General features: G+C 55.6%; 18 protein-coding genes and 1 tRNA gene. 12 read left to right on the forward strand and 7 right to left on the reverse strand.

Features of this window, described 5'->3' with window-relative positions; genetic code table 11:
- From VGL70_19925 to VGL70_19945, 5 genes are all read left to right on the forward strand, one after another.
- A partial coding sequence (locus VGL70_19925) for a hypothetical protein (GenBank protein ID HEY3305801.1) occupies positions 1 to 666 on the forward strand: 666 nt, incomplete at its 5' end.
- Positions 663 to 1,040, forward strand: coding sequence for a copper resistance protein CopC (locus VGL70_19930; GenBank protein HEY3305802.1), 378 nt, complete (start codon positions 663 to 665; stop codon positions 1,038 to 1,040). The genes VGL70_19925 and VGL70_19930, both read left to right, overlap by 4 nt.
- 38 nt (positions 1,041 to 1,078) lie before the next feature.
- Complete coding sequence (locus VGL70_19935; GenBank protein ID HEY3305803.1) at positions 1,079 to 1,249, forward strand: hypothetical protein; 171 nt, start codon at positions 1,079 to 1,081, stop codon at positions 1,247 to 1,249.
- Positions 1,250 to 1,293: 44 nt separating this feature from the next.
- Positions 1,294 to 2,508, forward strand: coding sequence for a CopD family protein (locus VGL70_19940; GenBank protein ID HEY3305804.1), 1,215 nt, complete (start codon positions 1,294 to 1,296; stop codon positions 2,506 to 2,508).
- Between the two features lie 311 nt (positions 2,509 to 2,819).
- Positions 2,820 to 3,695, forward strand: coding sequence for a vitamin K epoxide reductase family protein (locus VGL70_19945; GenBank protein HEY3305805.1), 876 nt, complete (start codon positions 2,820 to 2,822; stop codon positions 3,693 to 3,695).
- 24 nt (positions 3,696 to 3,719) lie between these two features.
- On the opposite strand, the gene VGL70_19950 is transcribed toward VGL70_19945, so the two are convergent.
- A complete protein-coding gene (locus VGL70_19950) occupies positions 3,720 to 5,351 on the reverse strand; it encodes a diguanylate cyclase (GenBank protein HEY3305806.1) in 1,632 nt (543 codons plus the stop codon).
- 606 nt (positions 5,352 to 5,957) lie between these two features.
- Between VGL70_19950 and VGL70_19955 the strand changes: the two genes are divergently transcribed.
- From VGL70_19955 to queC, 4 genes are all read left to right on the forward strand, one after another.
- Positions 5,958 to 6,030, forward strand: a tRNA-Ala gene (locus VGL70_19955).
- A gap of 52 nt (positions 6,031 to 6,082) precedes the next feature.
- A complete protein-coding gene (locus VGL70_19960; protein ID HEY3305807.1) occupies positions 6,083 to 6,412 on the forward strand; it encodes a hypothetical protein in 330 nt (109 codons plus the stop codon).
- Positions 6,413 to 6,878: 466 nt separating this feature from the next.
- Positions 6,879 to 7,736: an IS1 family transposase gene (locus VGL70_19965; protein ID HEY3305808.1), complete on the forward strand. Its 858-nt coding sequence runs from the start codon at positions 6,879 to 6,881 to the stop codon at positions 7,734 to 7,736.
- 87 nt (positions 7,737 to 7,823) lie between these two features.
- On the forward strand, positions 7,824 to 8,594 hold the full coding sequence (gene queC, locus VGL70_19970; GenBank protein HEY3305809.1) for a 7-cyano-7-deazaguanine synthase QueC: 771 nt from the start codon (positions 7,824 to 7,826) through the stop codon (positions 8,592 to 8,594).
- Here queC and VGL70_19975 read toward each other — a convergent pair.
- The 3 genes from VGL70_19975 to VGL70_19985 all read right to left on the reverse strand — a co-directional run bounded on the left by VGL70_19975 (position 8,591) and on the right by VGL70_19985 (position 10,899).
- Positions 8,591 to 9,013, reverse strand: coding sequence for a ferredoxin-thioredoxin reductase catalytic domain-containing protein (locus VGL70_19975; GenBank protein HEY3305810.1), 423 nt, complete (start codon positions 9,011 to 9,013; stop codon positions 8,591 to 8,593). The two genes, queC and VGL70_19975, sit on opposite strands and share 4 nt — an antisense overlap.
- 63 nt (positions 9,014 to 9,076) lie before the next feature.
- Positions 9,077 to 9,952, reverse strand: a complete 876-nt coding sequence (locus tag VGL70_19980; protein HEY3305811.1) for a cytochrome c — start codon at positions 9,950 to 9,952, stop codon at positions 9,077 to 9,079.
- A complete protein-coding gene (locus tag VGL70_19985; protein ID HEY3305812.1) occupies positions 9,949 to 10,899 on the reverse strand; it encodes a 2-dehydropantoate 2-reductase in 951 nt (316 codons plus the stop codon). Before VGL70_19985 ends, VGL70_19980 begins: the two co-directional genes overlap by 4 nt.
- A 105-nt stretch (positions 10,900 to 11,004) precedes the next feature.
- Between VGL70_19985 and VGL70_19990 the strand changes: the two genes are divergently transcribed.
- The 3 genes from VGL70_19990 to VGL70_20000 all read left to right on the forward strand — a co-directional run bounded on the left by VGL70_19990 (position 11,005) and on the right by VGL70_20000 (position 13,038).
- Positions 11,005 to 11,220: a hypothetical protein gene (locus VGL70_19990; GenBank protein HEY3305813.1), complete on the forward strand. Its 216-nt coding sequence runs from the start codon at positions 11,005 to 11,007 to the stop codon at positions 11,218 to 11,220.
- A gap of 32 nt (positions 11,221 to 11,252) precedes the next feature.
- Complete coding sequence (locus VGL70_19995) at positions 11,253 to 12,248, forward strand: PhnD/SsuA/transferrin family substrate-binding protein (protein HEY3305814.1); 996 nt, start codon at positions 11,253 to 11,255, stop codon at positions 12,246 to 12,248.
- Positions 12,249 to 12,513: 265 nt separating this feature from the next.
- Entirely contained in the window at positions 12,514 to 13,038 is a 525-nt protein-coding gene (locus VGL70_20000) for a hypothetical protein (protein HEY3305815.1), read from the forward strand.
- Between the two features lie 52 nt (positions 13,039 to 13,090).
- Here VGL70_20000 and VGL70_20005 read toward each other — a convergent pair whose 3' ends face one another.
- The 3 genes from VGL70_20005 to VGL70_20015 all read right to left on the reverse strand — a co-directional run.
- A complete protein-coding gene (locus VGL70_20005) occupies positions 13,091 to 13,297 on the reverse strand; it encodes a zinc ribbon domain-containing protein (protein ID HEY3305816.1) in 207 nt (68 codons plus the stop codon).
- A 15-nt stretch (positions 13,298 to 13,312) separates the two neighbouring features.
- Positions 13,313 to 14,482 carry a 3,4-dihydroxy-2-butanone-4-phosphate synthase gene (gene ribB, locus VGL70_20010; GenBank protein HEY3305817.1) on the reverse strand — a complete coding sequence of 390 codons (1,170 nt, stop codon included), beginning with the start codon at positions 14,480 to 14,482 and terminating at the stop codon, positions 13,313 to 13,315.
- 85 nt (positions 14,483 to 14,567) lie between these two features.
- Positions 14,568 to 15,038: redoxin domain-containing protein (locus VGL70_20015; GenBank protein ID HEY3305818.1), on the reverse strand; the 471-nt coding region annotated here is incomplete at its 5' end.

The following is a 15,038-nucleotide window of genomic DNA, read 5'->3' on the forward strand; positions in this document are numbered from 1 at the left end:
ATCGATCCGAGCGAGCCCGGCGAGCGCAGAATATCCGGCGCGGGCAATCCCGAGTTCTCCGTCAAATACGCTTTGCTCAAAAGCGCGGAGCGCGAAGGCATTCTGACTCTCGGCTTGGGCGTCGAAGCCGGCGGCGTCGGCTCTAAAAAAGTCGCCGAAAGAACCACGACCATCACGCCGGCGCTTTTCTTCGGCAAAGGCCTTGGCGATCTCCCGGACGCTCTCGATTACTTAAAGCCGCTCGCCGTCACCGGCTCCGTGGGGGTGAACATCCCCGCGAATAGAAGATTGGCGGGCGAAGAGGAGAGGATCCCCACCACCGTTGCCTACGGATTCGCCCTCATGTACAGCGTCCTTTATCTCCAATCGTTTGTAAAGGACGTGGGCCTGGGAGCGCCTTTCGATCGCCTGTTCCCGGTCGTGGAGCTCAACTTCGAAACGCATGCCAACAATCCCGAGCGCGGCAGGACGACGGCTTTCGTCAACCCCGGACTTCTCTGGGCGGGAAAGTACATTCAGCTCGGCGTGCAGGCCGAGGTGCCGATGAACAACCGCTCCGGCAAAGACGTCGGCGTCAAGGGACTGATCCATTTTTTCCTCGACGACATCGCGCCGAATATTTTCACCTGGACGCCGTGGGGAGTCATTGGACCGTCGCGAAAATGAAACGACATCGGGTCACTCTGGTCATTCTGATTCTTGTCGCCGCCGTGGTTCCCTCGGAGGTCCGCGGCCACGCCTTTCCCGTGCGTTCCGAGCCCAGGGTGGGCTGGACAATTCCAGCATCTCCGGCGACCGTGCGAATCTGGTTCGATTCAGAGATCGAGCCCGAATTCAGCTCGCTCTCGGTTTACAACTCGGCTAATCGGCGAGTGGACCGAACCAACGCAAGAGTCGATCCCTCGGATGGAACACTGCTGCAAGTCGATCTACCGCCGCTACCACCCGGAGCTTACCGGGTTTACTGGAAAGTGCTGGCGAAGGATACGCATGTGACTGAAGGTGATTATTCTTTTATCGTCGGCGAAAAGGCGCCCTGAGACCACATACAAAAACGGATCTTTACCTGGGAGATAAGATGAAATCTACGCGAATCGGAATAGTTTTGGGAAAGAATTCGAGCGGCGAACAAATCGGCCAAGGGAATCTTCGGAAGCCGTCGGAAGACACCCGTGCCATAGATCTCAGCCCGCTCGAGCCCGGAAGCTACACGATCGAGTGGCAGGTTCTCTCGTGGACACGCACGTGACGGATAGCGTCCTCCGGTTCACGATAGCTGCCGGAGGACAGTAAATGGTCGCGCTGGAAGCGGTTGTTTCCGGAACCGCCTATGTCATTCTGGCGCTTTTCGTCGGCGCGCTCGCGGCTAGAAGCTTCGTGTTGCCGGCGGGCGATGATCCACTGCGACGGACACTGCTCACGGTCGCAGTTTTTTTGCTGTCCGCCTTTCTTCTCCTCGCCGTTTTATCGCTTGCGGTTCAAGGCGCGAAGCTAGGCGGCGGGAATCCGCCGACGCTCGACATTCTCGCCCGTTATCTTTTCCGCACCCAGAGCGGCAAGATCTGGCTGCTGCGCGAGATTTACGGCGTCTTTCTCATGTTCCTGCTGTTTTGGCTTCACAAAACAAGTACGCAGCGTGCCGCTCTCTGGACGTTTTTCATCTCGCTGCCGCTGGTCGCGAGCCGGAGCCTCATGAGCCATGCGGCCGCCGTAAAAGAAGATACTCTCCTCGCGGTCTCTGCCGACGCGGCTCATCTCATCGTGACCGCGCTGTGGGCAGGAGGGTTGCCGGTTCTGCTGTGGGCATTGTGGCGAGGAACAAAACAGTTCCACCTGCCTCTTAGCTGGGCGGCTCAAGCCGTGAGTCGTTTTTCTCGGCTGGCCCTCATTAGCGTGGCCATCCTCGTCCTGACCGGCGCATATCAAAGCTGGATTCACGTCCAGAGTTGGAACGCTCTCTTCGGCAGCCCTTACGGCAAGGTCCTGCTGTTAAAACTTTCGCTCTTCGTATTGATGGCGGGTCTTGGCGCGGTTAATTTTTTCCTAACCCGACCGGCCCTGGCCAACGCAGCGAAGGAAGACCCGCTGCTGCGAAGAAAGGCGTTGCGGAGAATAGGCTCCGAAAGTGCCTTGGGTTTTTTTATTCTTTCCCTAACGGGATTGCTTACGGTTCTTCCGCCGGGCGCTCACTCGCGGCATCAGGCATCCGCTTCGGCTGCAAAAAACGTTGAACCCGCCGACGGCGCCGAGGTGAAGATCCTGTCTCCGAAAGAGGGAGAGACTTTTGCAGGCGACCAAGTGCCGATCTCTTTCAAGCTTGTCAGAGGAAAGCACGGCCATCATGTCCACGCCTACGTGGACGGAGAGCTTGTGGGCATGTTCGAAAGCCAGCGCGGAACCTTGACGGGTATTCCTCCGGGACGTCATACTCTGGAAGTTCGGGTCGTGGCCGACGATCACCAGACGGAGTTGAACGCTAGAGATCAGGTCCAATTTGTGGTGAAATAACCGAGACCGCTGAAAAAGGCCATCTGCCATAGCCAAGCTGGATGCATCTCTCCGATCCGATGCGATACGGCGGTTTTACGCTCGACGGGGGAAGTACGCTTGCTTCTTCTCGCCCCACGCATCGGATCTTCGAGATACACCCAGCCTGGCGTTAGACGGTTGCGCTCCGATCGTCCTCGCTCGACGTACTGAAAAGAGTACCCCTGCGCCTAGCCTGTCCTGAGCGAAGTCGAAGGGTCGATCTGTCGCGCGTCTGTAGCTGGGGCCGGTCTGAAAGAGAATTCTGAAATACAAACACGAGGAGATATGAATTGAGCAAAGCTTCAAAAAAGACAACGTACGGGGCCAGAGAGGCCGCCCGGCCGATCCCGCCGAGAACCTCACCCAACTGGCTACTCTTGGGCCTGTCGTTGCTCGGGATGGGACTTACGGGTTATCTGACCTTCTCCGCCTGGCAGGGTCAGGCCGTCGCGTTTTGCGCGGCCGGGAGCGCCTGCGACGTGGCCCTGGGCAGTCAATGGTCGAAGCTTTTCGGCCTGCCGACTTCTCTCTGGGGATTTTTTGCCTACGCCTCCCTTGCGGGAATCGCGTTCGTTAAACGCGCCGACCTCCATTGGAAGCTCGCTTGGATGGTTTCACTGTTCGGCGTTTTTTACAGCGTCTATTTGACGGGCGTTTCGCTGATCGAGCTAAAGTCGGCCTGTCCTTATTGTCTCTCCTCGTTGGTCTTGATGAGCGCCATCCTGGGAATAACGGTCTACCAAAAACCGGCGGGCCTTGCCAAATTTTCCTGGACTCCCTGGCTTCTCAAGACGGTTGCCGTCGGGCTTCTCGTTGTGGTTTTGGTCCATCTTCACTACGCCGGAATCTGGGGCACCACGGCGCAATCCGGCGACCCCGGGCTCCGCGCTCTCGCCGATCACCTGGCCAAGACAGACGCGAAATTTTACGGCGCCTCCTGGTGCCCGCATTGCCAGGAGCAAAAAAAGATGTTCGGCGCTGCCGCCGACCGATTGCCCTACGTCGAATGCAGCCCGCGAGGACCTCGCACTCCTCCGGCGGCTATCTGTAAAAATATGAACATCCAAGGCTACCCCACCTGGATCATCAACGGCCGCCGCTTCCAGGGACTTTTGACGCCGGAAGAATTAGCCAAACACAGCGGTTTTCAGGCAGCGCTTCGTTGAGAGGCTTTGGCAGGAAGGGCGAGCCTACTGGGCAGCGCCCGATTCCACCCGGTTTTTTCCGCTTCTCTTGGCCTTGTAGAGCGCCAGATCGGCGTCTTTGATGACTGCGTGGCCCTCTTCGTACGAACGCTGGGAAGTCGAGGCCGCCCCAACGCTCACCGTCGCCGCGAACGGTTTGGCGGTCGGCGGCTCGAATTTCAACGCGCCGATCTCCTGGCGAACTTTCTCTCCCGCCTGCAGCGCGCCGTCGAGCGGGACCTCCGGCAGCAACACGATAAACTCCTCCCCGCCGTAGCGCGCGGAGATGTCGCTCTTGCGCATTCTTTCACCGAGCACCCGCGCCACCGATTTGATCACGACGTCGCCTTGGTCGTGTCCGTACTGGTCGTTGATTTTCTTAAAATCATCGATATCGATCATCAAGATGGACAGCGGGCGCCCGTATCTCTGCGTCCGGGCAAACTCGTGAGTGAACCGCTCCTCGAACGTTCTTCGATTATAGAGCCCGGTCAAAGGATCGTGCGCGGCCTGTTGTTCCATCTGCCGGCGCTGGAGCGTCAGCCTCTCGCCGACGCTGATCCGCGCCATCAACTCGGGCAGATAAAACGGCTTGGTGATGTAGTCGTTCGCGCCCAGCTCGAGTCCCTTGACGCGGTCTTCTCCCGTTATCAGGGCGGTGAGAAAGATGACGTAGATATTTTTTAGTCGAGGGTCTTCGCGGATCCTGCGGCATACTTCCATGCCGCTGAGTTTCGGCATCATGATGTCGAGCAGCGCCAGATCCACCGTTTCCTTCGCCAGCAGGTCCAACGCCTCCTCGCCGTCGGTCGCACAGAGAAGCCGATACCGGCTTTTCCCGAGAATCATCTGAATAATTTCCATCTGATCGGCGTTGTCCTCCGCCACCAGAATCGTCAACTGATCATCCGCGATTTTCGCCGCGCTTTCCGTCTTTTCCTCCGACGGCTCTCCGGCCTTGGCTGGAGCCGGCGCTTCCCCCGTCCCCGGCCGGCCCGTGTCACGGAAGAAATCGACCGCCATGATTTCCGGGGCGACGTACTGGCTCTCGCCGAACTTCACGAACGCGTCGACCAGGTCGCGATCCAGGTGGCCCGCCGCTGCTTCCTGGCGCAGGATCTCAACGCTCTTTGCCAGGGAAAAAGGCTGCTTGTAACAGCGCTCGCTTCTGAGCGCGTCGTAAATCTCGATGATCGCGATGATCCTGGCAAGATACGGTATATCTTTTTCTTTGAGGCCGTTGGGATAACCCGTCCCGTCCAACTTCTCGTGATGCGCGGCGACCAGAGGCACGATGTCCTCGAGCGGGCCGAGCTTGAGACAAACGTCCACGCCCAAAGTCGGGTGGGTCTTCATGACGTTGAATTCCTGGTCCGTCAGCGGGCCGGGCTTCTGTAAAATCTCCTTAGGAATCGAAATCTTTCCGGCGTCGTGAAAAAATGTCCCCAGGTAGAGCTTTCTGAGCTCGCTTTCGGATAGGCCGATATATTTGCCGATGTTGAGCGCGTAGAAGCAGGCCCGCTGGAGGTGTCCTTCGAAATAGGGCTCGACCTGCGTCAGTTGGGTTGCGAATGCCTGCAGCCGCAGCAGACTTTCGCTGTCCCATTTCAATGGAAACGGTCTTAAGATATACAGCATAGTCGTCCTCCGGCTTCGGCGATATTATAGCACAGGTCAGTTCATTTGCTCTATCGATAAAAGTGAAAGGTAGTGACGCATTTTGAATTTCAGGCTAGACATACGCCGTGATTCTGTTATTCTGGATGCATGACCGGCTCACGCAAGAGACCCAAAGACCCCAACCAATTAGCGGCTGAGATCGTCAGGCTTTCCACTGAATCAGAAGGAACCTCAAAACGTTCCCCAATCTCAGAATATCTCGCACAGATTGGACGCAAAGGTGGATTGAAGGGTGGACCAGCAAGAGCCAATAAGTTATCATCTAAAAAACGCAAGGAAATCGCTAAGATAGCTGCAACAGCCCGTTGGGGTAAGAAATAATTTTATTACTAATCTTAAGCTCTTTTCCCCCTTTTTTCTAAAACTTCAGTGTTCGTATAACTCCATAAAGTTCCCTCTGTAAGAGGGAGAAAAATGCTTGCAATCTCGTTTCCAATGCGGTAATTAATATTCCATCGCTCGGCGATGAGCAAAGCCATTATGGATGTTGAAGTTAAGCCGCCGTTCTGGTAAGAGAAAAGGAAAGGCCCAACCGAGGTTGCAGCTCGATTGGGCCTGAATAGTGGGCCTGTAGCATAATGGACAATGCACCCGATTTGCGAACGGGAGAATGTGGGTCCGACCCCCACCAGGCCCAACCCACTTTTTGCTTTGTAACATAATGTAGTTTTTTTTACAAGGAGGTTTTTATGGCTACGACTAGCGGAGATATTACGCGAGCCGTCGAAATTATAGACCAGAGGATTCAGACACTTCAGCGAATCAAAGAAATGCTACTTAGCGAATTTGGATCTGAGCCAGCGGGAATGTTAAGCACTCCTTCCCATATTCCATTAATTATTACGAGTACTAAGAAAACTCGAAAGGAAATGCTCACAGAATTTTTGAAACACAACGGCCCGCTTTTACGGGCCGAAATTCTGCAAAAGACAGGAATGCCAAAGGGGACAATCGCCTTCCTGTTGAACGATAAAGAAACCTTTCAACGTCATTCAGATGGACGCTGGACCGTGCGTTAGAAAACAGAAATGGTTTACAAGAATAAATTTGGTGGCGTGCGAAAGACTAGAGAAAAGATAGCAGAAGAGCTTTTTAATCTAAAATCAGAAGAAGAGTTTGTGCGGGAGTTTAAGCGAACTATGAACGGCTGCGGGCTACAAGTCGGACAGGTTCATTTGAACCGTGCTCTTGAGATTTATAGGGCGAGGCACCGGACCTAGATGCTCTTTTTTTCCTAGTCCTTGCGATAAGCCTCTTATGGGCTAGCTCCAGTCTCTTTCTTCTCTCTTTTGCGGGGACTTGTTCCAGCAATTCCCCCATAAGCGAAGATAACTGTTTTACTGCTTGTTTTTGGGTTAATTTCTTCTTTTTGTTGGAACTCATTCTCTACAAAATATCACGACGAGGTTTTTTCCTCAACAGGATAATTGAGAATATTTTAATTTACACTTGACATGCTTGAGCGGCTCAAGTATACTCCGAGACATGAACAAACTAACTAAAGAGAAGCGAGTCCAGATCATCAAGGCTCTTGTTGAAGGCAACTCCCTCCGTGCTACAGCCCGGATGTGTGATGTTGCATTCAATACAGTCCTGAAACTTCTTCCTGAGATCGGCAAAGCGTGTGCTGATTACCAGGACGTGGTTTTTAGAAATCTTCCCTGCAAAAAACTCCAGTGTGATGAAATCTGGTCCTTCTGTTACGCGAAGGAAAAAAACCTTCCGGCTGAATTGCGCGGTAAAATTGGCTTTGGTTCTGTTTGGACGTGGGTTGCTATCGACGCACAGACAAAGCTGGTTCCTTCTTGGCTCGTCGGAGATCGTAGCGCCGAGACAGCCCGCACGTTCATGACTGATCTTGCCGCGAGACTCGCTAACCGCGTTCAACTCACCACGGATGGATATAAGGCTTATCTAGTCGCAGTAGCAGACGCCTTTGACGGAGTGCCGATTGATTACGCGATGCTGGTTAAGATTTACAATGAGCCTTACGGGGAAGGCAGCGAGAAGCGTTACAGCCCTGGGGAATGCTGCGGAGCTACGAAGCAGGAAGTCAAAGGCGACCCCGACCCCAAGCACATTTCAACGTCCTACGTTGAACGTCAAAACCTCACCATGAGAATGAGCATGAGGCGATTTACGCGCCTGACTAACGCCTTCTCCAAAAAGGTCGAGAATCACTCTTGCGCGATTGCCCTTCACTACATGCATTATAACTTTTGCCGGATTCATAAGAGCCTCAGAGTTACCCCGGCAATGGAAGCAAGCGTTACGGATCACGTCTGGTCGATTGAGGAAGTGGCGGGCTTGTTGGAAGCGGTCGAGAAATCAGCGGCAGCCTGAAAATGAGTCACTACCAAGTGAAAAATTCTGCTGTAAGAGCGCGCCAAATACAACGGGACGGGCGCAGTCGAGACGCGCGCCGGCGCCCTGCCGTCTTCGGGCCGCGCACGGTGGGAGGGCTGTTGTCTTTTTCTCCCCGAGTTCTTACGATGGGTCATGTCGAGAAAAAAAGCCGTGGTTCTTTTGAGCGGCGGCGTCGATTCATCGACTGCGCTGGCGATCGCCAAGAGCGCTGGATATGAAATTCATGCGCTCAGCTTTCGCTACGGCCAGCGTCACGAGCGCGAGATCGAGGCGGCAAAAAAAGTCGCCGGCTCTCTCGGCGTCAAAGAGCGCCTGATCATCGAATTCAATCTCCGCGCCATCGGCGGCTCGGCGCTCACCAGCGAGATCGACGTCCCCAAAGGCCGCAGCGCGAGCCAAATCTCCCACGGCATTCCCGTCACCTACGTCCCGGCGCGCAACACGATTTTTCTTTCCTTCGGCCTGGCCCTGGCCGAGAAGATAAGCGCCGAAGATATTTTTTTCGGCGCCAACCAGCTCGACTACAGCGGTTATCCCGACTGCCGGGAAGAATATATCCGCGCGTTTGCAAAGATGGCGAACCTGGCGACCAAAGCCGGCGTCGAGGGCAAAGCGAAAATAAAAATCCACACGCCGCTGATCCGAATGACCAAGGCGGAGATTATCAAAAAAGGCCTGGAGCTGGGACTCGACTACTCGCTCACGTGGAGCTGCTACGATCCCACGCCGGAGGGATTAGCCTGCGGCCTCTGCGATAGCTGCCAATTGAGGTTGAAGGGATTCAAAGAAGCAGGAGTTGAAGATCCGATCCGGTACGCTCGACTGAATTGTTAGGATGGGCGATCCTTTCTTTCTTTTTCCCGCTCTGCAGTCATCTGTCTCATAGGCCTCCCTTGTTCGGGAGTTGGATCGGCCACCTCCCCCCGGATTTGCCGACCTTCGTGATCGCCGGGCAAATGCTCGGTGATCGGCAAACCGTCTCGGCGAACAAACAGCAGGCAATGGCAGTACTTATAAATCTGCATGTCATCACAAGGGCATATCCACGTGCGATGCTTAACTTCTTCTTCCTTGTCGGGATAGAAACGGCAGGGACATAGCGGCTTGTTGAATTGGTCAAGATGACTGGCGAGCCCAAGAATAACGCTTTCGGTTATCTCTTTATCGGGATGAGTCGTTGTTCCGGTCTTCGCTGTATAGGCAGCAACCAGCTTGCGAATTCGTTCGATACTCTTCTCTGAAGGCTGCTTCATATACTAATTGTGCTGGTCAGCATAGCACGGTCTTCTCTTTCAAATAACAGCGGCGATTGTGGATTACTCAATCTTATTCTTTATCGGCTTGATGGATTTGATGTAGTCCGCGATGGCGAGCGCGTCTTCGCGCTTCATGTTCTTGTAACCCGCCGCGACGACCTCGGCCATAAGACCCTGCACGTTGTCTAAATCCGGCTTGTTTCCGGTGAGAAGCAGCTCGGCGATTTCTTCTCGCTTCCATTCGCCGATGCCGGTCTCTTTGTCCGGAGTGATATTGGGAATCGCCTCCCCGAAAGGCCCCTTCTTTGTTCCAGCGAGATAGAAGGAGCGGACGGGCGCCATAAAGAAATTTCGCGGGGTATGGCAATCGCCGCACACAGAGACATGCTCCACCAGATAGCGTCCTCTTTCAACGCCGCTCTTAGGAGCCGTTGCAGGAGAATCATAGAAAAGGCCGAACAGCTTCAGCCATAGAGGCGTGACCAGCGGGCGAAAAATACGAACGTAGACCGGCGGCCTGAAGTTCTCCTTGCGCACCGGCTTCAGAGTTCTGAGATACGCGATCAGCGCTCTCAAGTCCTCCTCCGCCATGCCCGAGTAAGCTCCGTAGGGCATGACGGGCAAAAGCTTCTCGCCGTTGCGGCGAATGCCCTTGATCATCGCATCGTGAATCTGTTGATCCGACCAATTTCCCAGACCGGTATCTTTGTCCGCAGTCAGATTGGTCGAGTAAACCTTTGCCATCGGCACCGGGAACTCACGGCCTCCTGCATAGGGAGTTCCCTTGGGTGGCGTGTGACAGGCGCAGCCTCCCGCCACGGAAAAAATGTATTGCCCCCTCTCTACCAGATTGCCGCTCGTTTCCTGAGAGCGGGCCTCGGCGAAGCCCAGCGCAAGAAGAAGCAGGAGTAAAAAGAATCGCGCTGAAAGACTCATGATCGGTGAGCGAGGCCGGCGCGGATTCTCTGATCCAGAAACTTGAGGACGGCGTAAGCGGCTTCGTTGATCGGAGCTTTTTTTCCTTTTTCGCGGAGCAAACGAACGACGATTCCATTCAAGGCTTCGTACTCCAGCGGCTTCCGCGCCTCCAAGTCTTGCAACATCGAGGGCTTGAAGTTTCCCAGAGTCTTCGAGAAAGCGAACGTCTCTTCGATAACCGACGGGGCCAGCTCTATTCCCGCAGAGCGCGCCGCTTCCCTGACCTCTTCCATGCAATCCGCGGCCAGCTTCTTCAAAGAATCCGATTCGAGGATCTCCCTGACGTTCGCGCGGGCTAGACAGGAGATCGCGCAAAAGGGAGCGTTCCAGACGAGCTTGGTCCACATGACTTTGCGGATTTCGCTGCTGAGCGCGCAGGGAATCTCAGCGCCGGACAACACTTGCTCGACTCTTTTTGCCGTCTCGCTCGTTTGTCCATCCAAATCTCCCAGGACGATGCGTCCGCCCGCTCTATGCTCTAATTTTCCGGGTGCCGCGACGGCCGCGCCAAGGTAAACGACCGCGGCTAAAACACGCGCTTTGCCCCAGCGCGCGGCGATCTTGTCGGGATTATCGATGCCGTTTTGCAGAGACAGAACCACGGTTTTCTCGCCGATCATAGGCGCCAGTTTAACCGCCGCGTCTTCCGTGTCGAAGGATTTTACGCAGAAGAGAACGAGATCCACCGAGCCGATTTCACTGGGATCGGAAGTAAAAAGCGCTCGGATATGGAGATCGCCCTGAATGCTTTTTACTTTCAGTCCCTCTTTGCGCATCGCGTCGAGATGGCTGCCGCGCGCGATGAAGGCAACGTTTTGTCCCGCGGCGGCGAGACGCGCGCCGAAGTATCCGCCCACGGCGCCGGCGCCCATCACCGCGATGCGCATTTTTTGAGCCGGGGCCATTGCTTCGAAACTCTAATAAGGCGAGAGGCGGAAGGCAAGAGGCGGAAGGCAAGAGGCGCGAGCCGCAATGCGCCTCGCGATTTTAGCTTTCTCGTTCGATATGATATGAACCAACCAACGATGGAAAAGATCGATCCGCTGCCGGACCACCTGCGCCTGCAGCGCTTTGCGATCGGACAACAGGTCCGGTTCCGCGACAAGCCGTGTACGGTTTTGCGCCGGACGACGCTGGCGTCCGGCGAGCCGGCCGTGGTGCTCGTCTGCGGCCAAGAACAATTCGAGATCGGCGCCACTCAGTTTCTTGCCGCCGTTAAACCGTGAGTTGAACGCCGCCCTTCGTCTAAGGAGAAAAAATGGGGAAGCTACCGCTCACCGTGGCCTGTTGGGATTACGACCGGACCCGGGCGCTTCAAGACGGCCGGGTTCAAGTCGAAGGCGTCGAGCTGACCTACCTGCCGCTTCGCGTCGAAGAGACTTTCTGGCGCATGCTCCGCTATGGTGAGTTCGATGCCGCCGAGCTGTCCATGGGATCCTATTTGATGGCGCGCGAGAAAGGATTTCCCAAGCTGATCGCGATTCCGGTTTTTCCCTCGCGCGCCTTCCGCCACTCCTGCATCTACATCAACACCGGGGCGGGCATCCAAGAGCCGAAAGATCTCGCCGGCAAGCGGGTCGGCGTGCCGGAATATCAGATCACGATGGCGATCTGGGCGCGCGGGATCTTGCAGCACGAGTACGGCGTGAAGCCGGAGCAGATGAAATGGTTCACCGGCGGCGAAGAACATCCCGGACGCGAGGACAAGGTGAAGCACGATCTGCCGAAGACGATCGACATCCGGCCGATCGGCCCTGAGCAGACATTATCTTCGATGCTGGAGCGGGGAGAGATCGACGCGATGATCTCGGCGCACATGCCTTCGCCGTTCGTGCGCCGCTCGCCCAAGGTGGGAAGGCTGATTCCGAATTTTGTCCAGGTGGAAAAGGACTACTACCGGCGGACGAAAATTTTCCCGATCATGCACACCGTCGCTTTACGGGAAGAGTTCTACGAGAAAAATCCCTGGGTGGCGCAGAGCCTGTGCAAAGCCTTCGCCGAATCGAAGCGGATCTGTCAGGAAGCGATGTACGAGTTTTCCGCTCTCAAGTATATGCTCGCCTGGTCGATCGCGGAGATGGAGGAAGAGCGGGAGATTTTCGGCGCGGGCGAGCTTTGGCCCTACGGATTGGAAGCCAACCGCCACGTGCTGGAAACTCTCGTGCAATACGCCAACGAGCAAGGTCTCATCAAGAGCCGCCTGGACTTGAAGAGCCTCTTCGTGCCCAGTACACTGGATGAGTTCAAGATATAAAAAGAAGGGATCGATTACATCTTTGAACTCAATCCAAAATCGAAAGTCTAAGCAAAGATATTTGAAATTTTCAGTTGAAATTTGGGTTACGGAATCGGCAAAGAGTTGACTCGCGCAAAGACGCTAAGCACGCCAAGTTCGGAAAAAAGCAAATATTTTACTTTGCGTCTTGGCGTCTTGGCGTCTTGGCGGGAGAATCTTTGTTGAAGTTGTTTTGTCGAACATTGAACAGGTAAGAATCTAAAGTCCAAAATTCTTAAAGATCATGGCCGATGAAAAAACCCCGCCGGCGGAAGAGGTCAAGTGGTGGATCGACCGCGGACCGGTCAAAGAGCGAGAGAAGGCGGAGGCGCTCGGACGCGGCATCATCGAGAAGTGGACCTATGAGCTGCTGAAGGACTACAAGCAGGAGCAGGCGGTCCGAAACGTCGTCGATATCAATCCCCGAACGTTGAAAGAACTCTCTCAGGCGCCGCTCGGCTGGAACTACGTTTCGCTGGGAGTGGGAAGCTACCCGGCCGATAAATTGGACAAGATCAAGCAGACGGTGCAACTCCCGGCGGGCGCAAGGGCGCTGCTGATCGACGCGGGTTATTCGGTCAGGCTTCTCATCACCGGAGAGCCGGTCGGCGAAAGATTGATCGACGTCAACTTTACCGAAGGACCGTCTTTAGATTATTGGGTTAACAACGAGCTGATCGAAGAGAAGCTTTTTCGCAGCGTAGACGCAGCTCTTCAGGAACTTCGCTCTACTATCCGCGGTTATTTGACCGCGCCGAAGTTAGATTGAACAAACCGCGATCCCAATTCATCCTTCATCCTTCCGCTTTCATCCTTGCATTTTACCGGCAGCCGCAGGTCTGCGGCGTGCAAGCGCAGCCCCCGCCGGCTCCGGCCGCGCCTCTCGTGTCTCCGGGCAAGAAGGCGGATAGCAGCCGCTCAACGCGGGAGCCCGCGCACGAAGGACAGGAGACCGCCTCCTCTGCCGTTCGAACAAGCTCCTCAAAATCTTTGTCGCAACTCCGGCAATGATATTCGTAAATCGGCATGGGCCTACCTTTCGGCTAACCTTTCGGTCCGCTCCGCACGGTCGCGTGACTAGCGGCCGGCTCGGGGCTTAGTGGAATGAGGCTCGTGATCTCGAGGCCATAGCCGGAGAGCCCGACGAGATTTTTACGGTTGTTGGTGAGGAGCCGCATCTTTCTCACGCCCAAATCGCGCAGAATCTGCGCGCCGATCCCGTACTCGCGAAAATCCGCGTGGTAGATGAACGACGGATTGATGTCGGTCTTTTGTTTGCCGCCCACGGTTGGATACATCATCCGCGCGGGACGCGAGGCTTTTCCCTCCGTCTGTAAGTACAAAATCACACCCTTGCCTTCCCTGGCAATCGCCTGCATGCAGTGTTGAATCACGGCGCCCGTGTTGAGAAATTCGAACCCGAACACGTCTCCCGGAATGTATTTGGAATGGACCCGAACCAACGTCTCTTCGCTGGGGCTGATCTGGCCTTTGATGAGAGCCAGGTGCTCGCTCTGGTCCACGTGGGTATTGTACACCACGGCCTGGAAGTCGCCGCCGAATTTAGTCGGCAGACGCGCGGAGCCGACTTTGTAAACCAGAGAGTCGTTTTGCAGGCGGTACTGGATGAGATCGGCGATCGTGACGACTTTGAGATCGTGCTCGGCGGCGAATTTTTCCAGGTCGGGGAGGCGCGCCATGCTGCCGTCGTCGTTCATGACCTCGCAGATCACTCCGGCGGGCCTTAGCCCCGCGAGACGCGCCAGATCTACCGAGCCCTCGGTCTGTCCGGCGCGCACCAAAACACCGCCGGTCCTGGCCCGGAGGGGAAACATGTGGCCCGGCGTCACCAAGTCTTCGGGCACGGCATTATCGGCGGTAGCGACGAGGATGGTTTGCGCGCGGTCGGCCGCGGAGATTCCGGTGGTGACTTTTTCGGTTGCGTCGATCGACACGGTAAAGGCGGTGCCGAACGGCGAGGTGTTCTCCGACACCATCATCGGCAATCCCAGATGCTTCACCCGCTCTTCGGTCAAGGTCAAACAGATGAGGCCGCGCCCGTAGCGCGCCATGAAGTTGATCGCGTCGGGCGTGACCTTCTCCGCCGCCATGCAGAGGTCGCCTTCGTTCTCCCGGTTCTTGTCATCCATGAGGACGACCATCCGGCCGCGGCGGATCTCGTCGATCGCCTCTTCAATCGTCGCGATGGCCATGTAAACGCACTCTATCTAGCCTGAATTTTAAGATCAACCGAACGGCCCATCGGCTGGCCGCGCACCTGAGAGATTTCCGGACGCGTTATTTCTCTTCCAGCAATTCGCGAAAAAACGCCCGCGCGTCCTCGCTGTCCCACTTCCTGTCGCCTATGGTCTTGCCGACGAACTCCCCCTTGCGGTTGATGATGTAAGTTAGAGGAAGCGACCAGGCGCCGTATTCGTTGGACACATTGCCGTCGTAATCCAGCAAAACTTTGAAGGTGAGACCGAGTTCGGCGAAAAATTTCTCCACCGCTTTTTTATCCTCCCTGAAATTGACCGCCACGATCTCCAGACCTTGATCCTTGAACTCCCGGTGAAGCGCCTCCATCAACGGCATCTCCTGACGGCAGGGAACGCACCAGGTCGCCCAGAAATTGAGAAAGACGACCTTTCCCCTCAAGTCCTTGAGGCTCAGACGCTTGCCGGACAGATCTTCCAGAGAAAAGTCGGGGGCCCGGATGATTTTTTCCGGACGCTCGATGGATAGGCGTTCGAAAAAATCGCGCGCGGC

It is taken from the genome of Candidatus Binatia bacterium (assembly GCA_036504975.1).
Classification (GTDB): domain Bacteria; phylum Desulfobacterota; class Binatia; order UBA9968; family UBA9968; genus JAJPJQ01.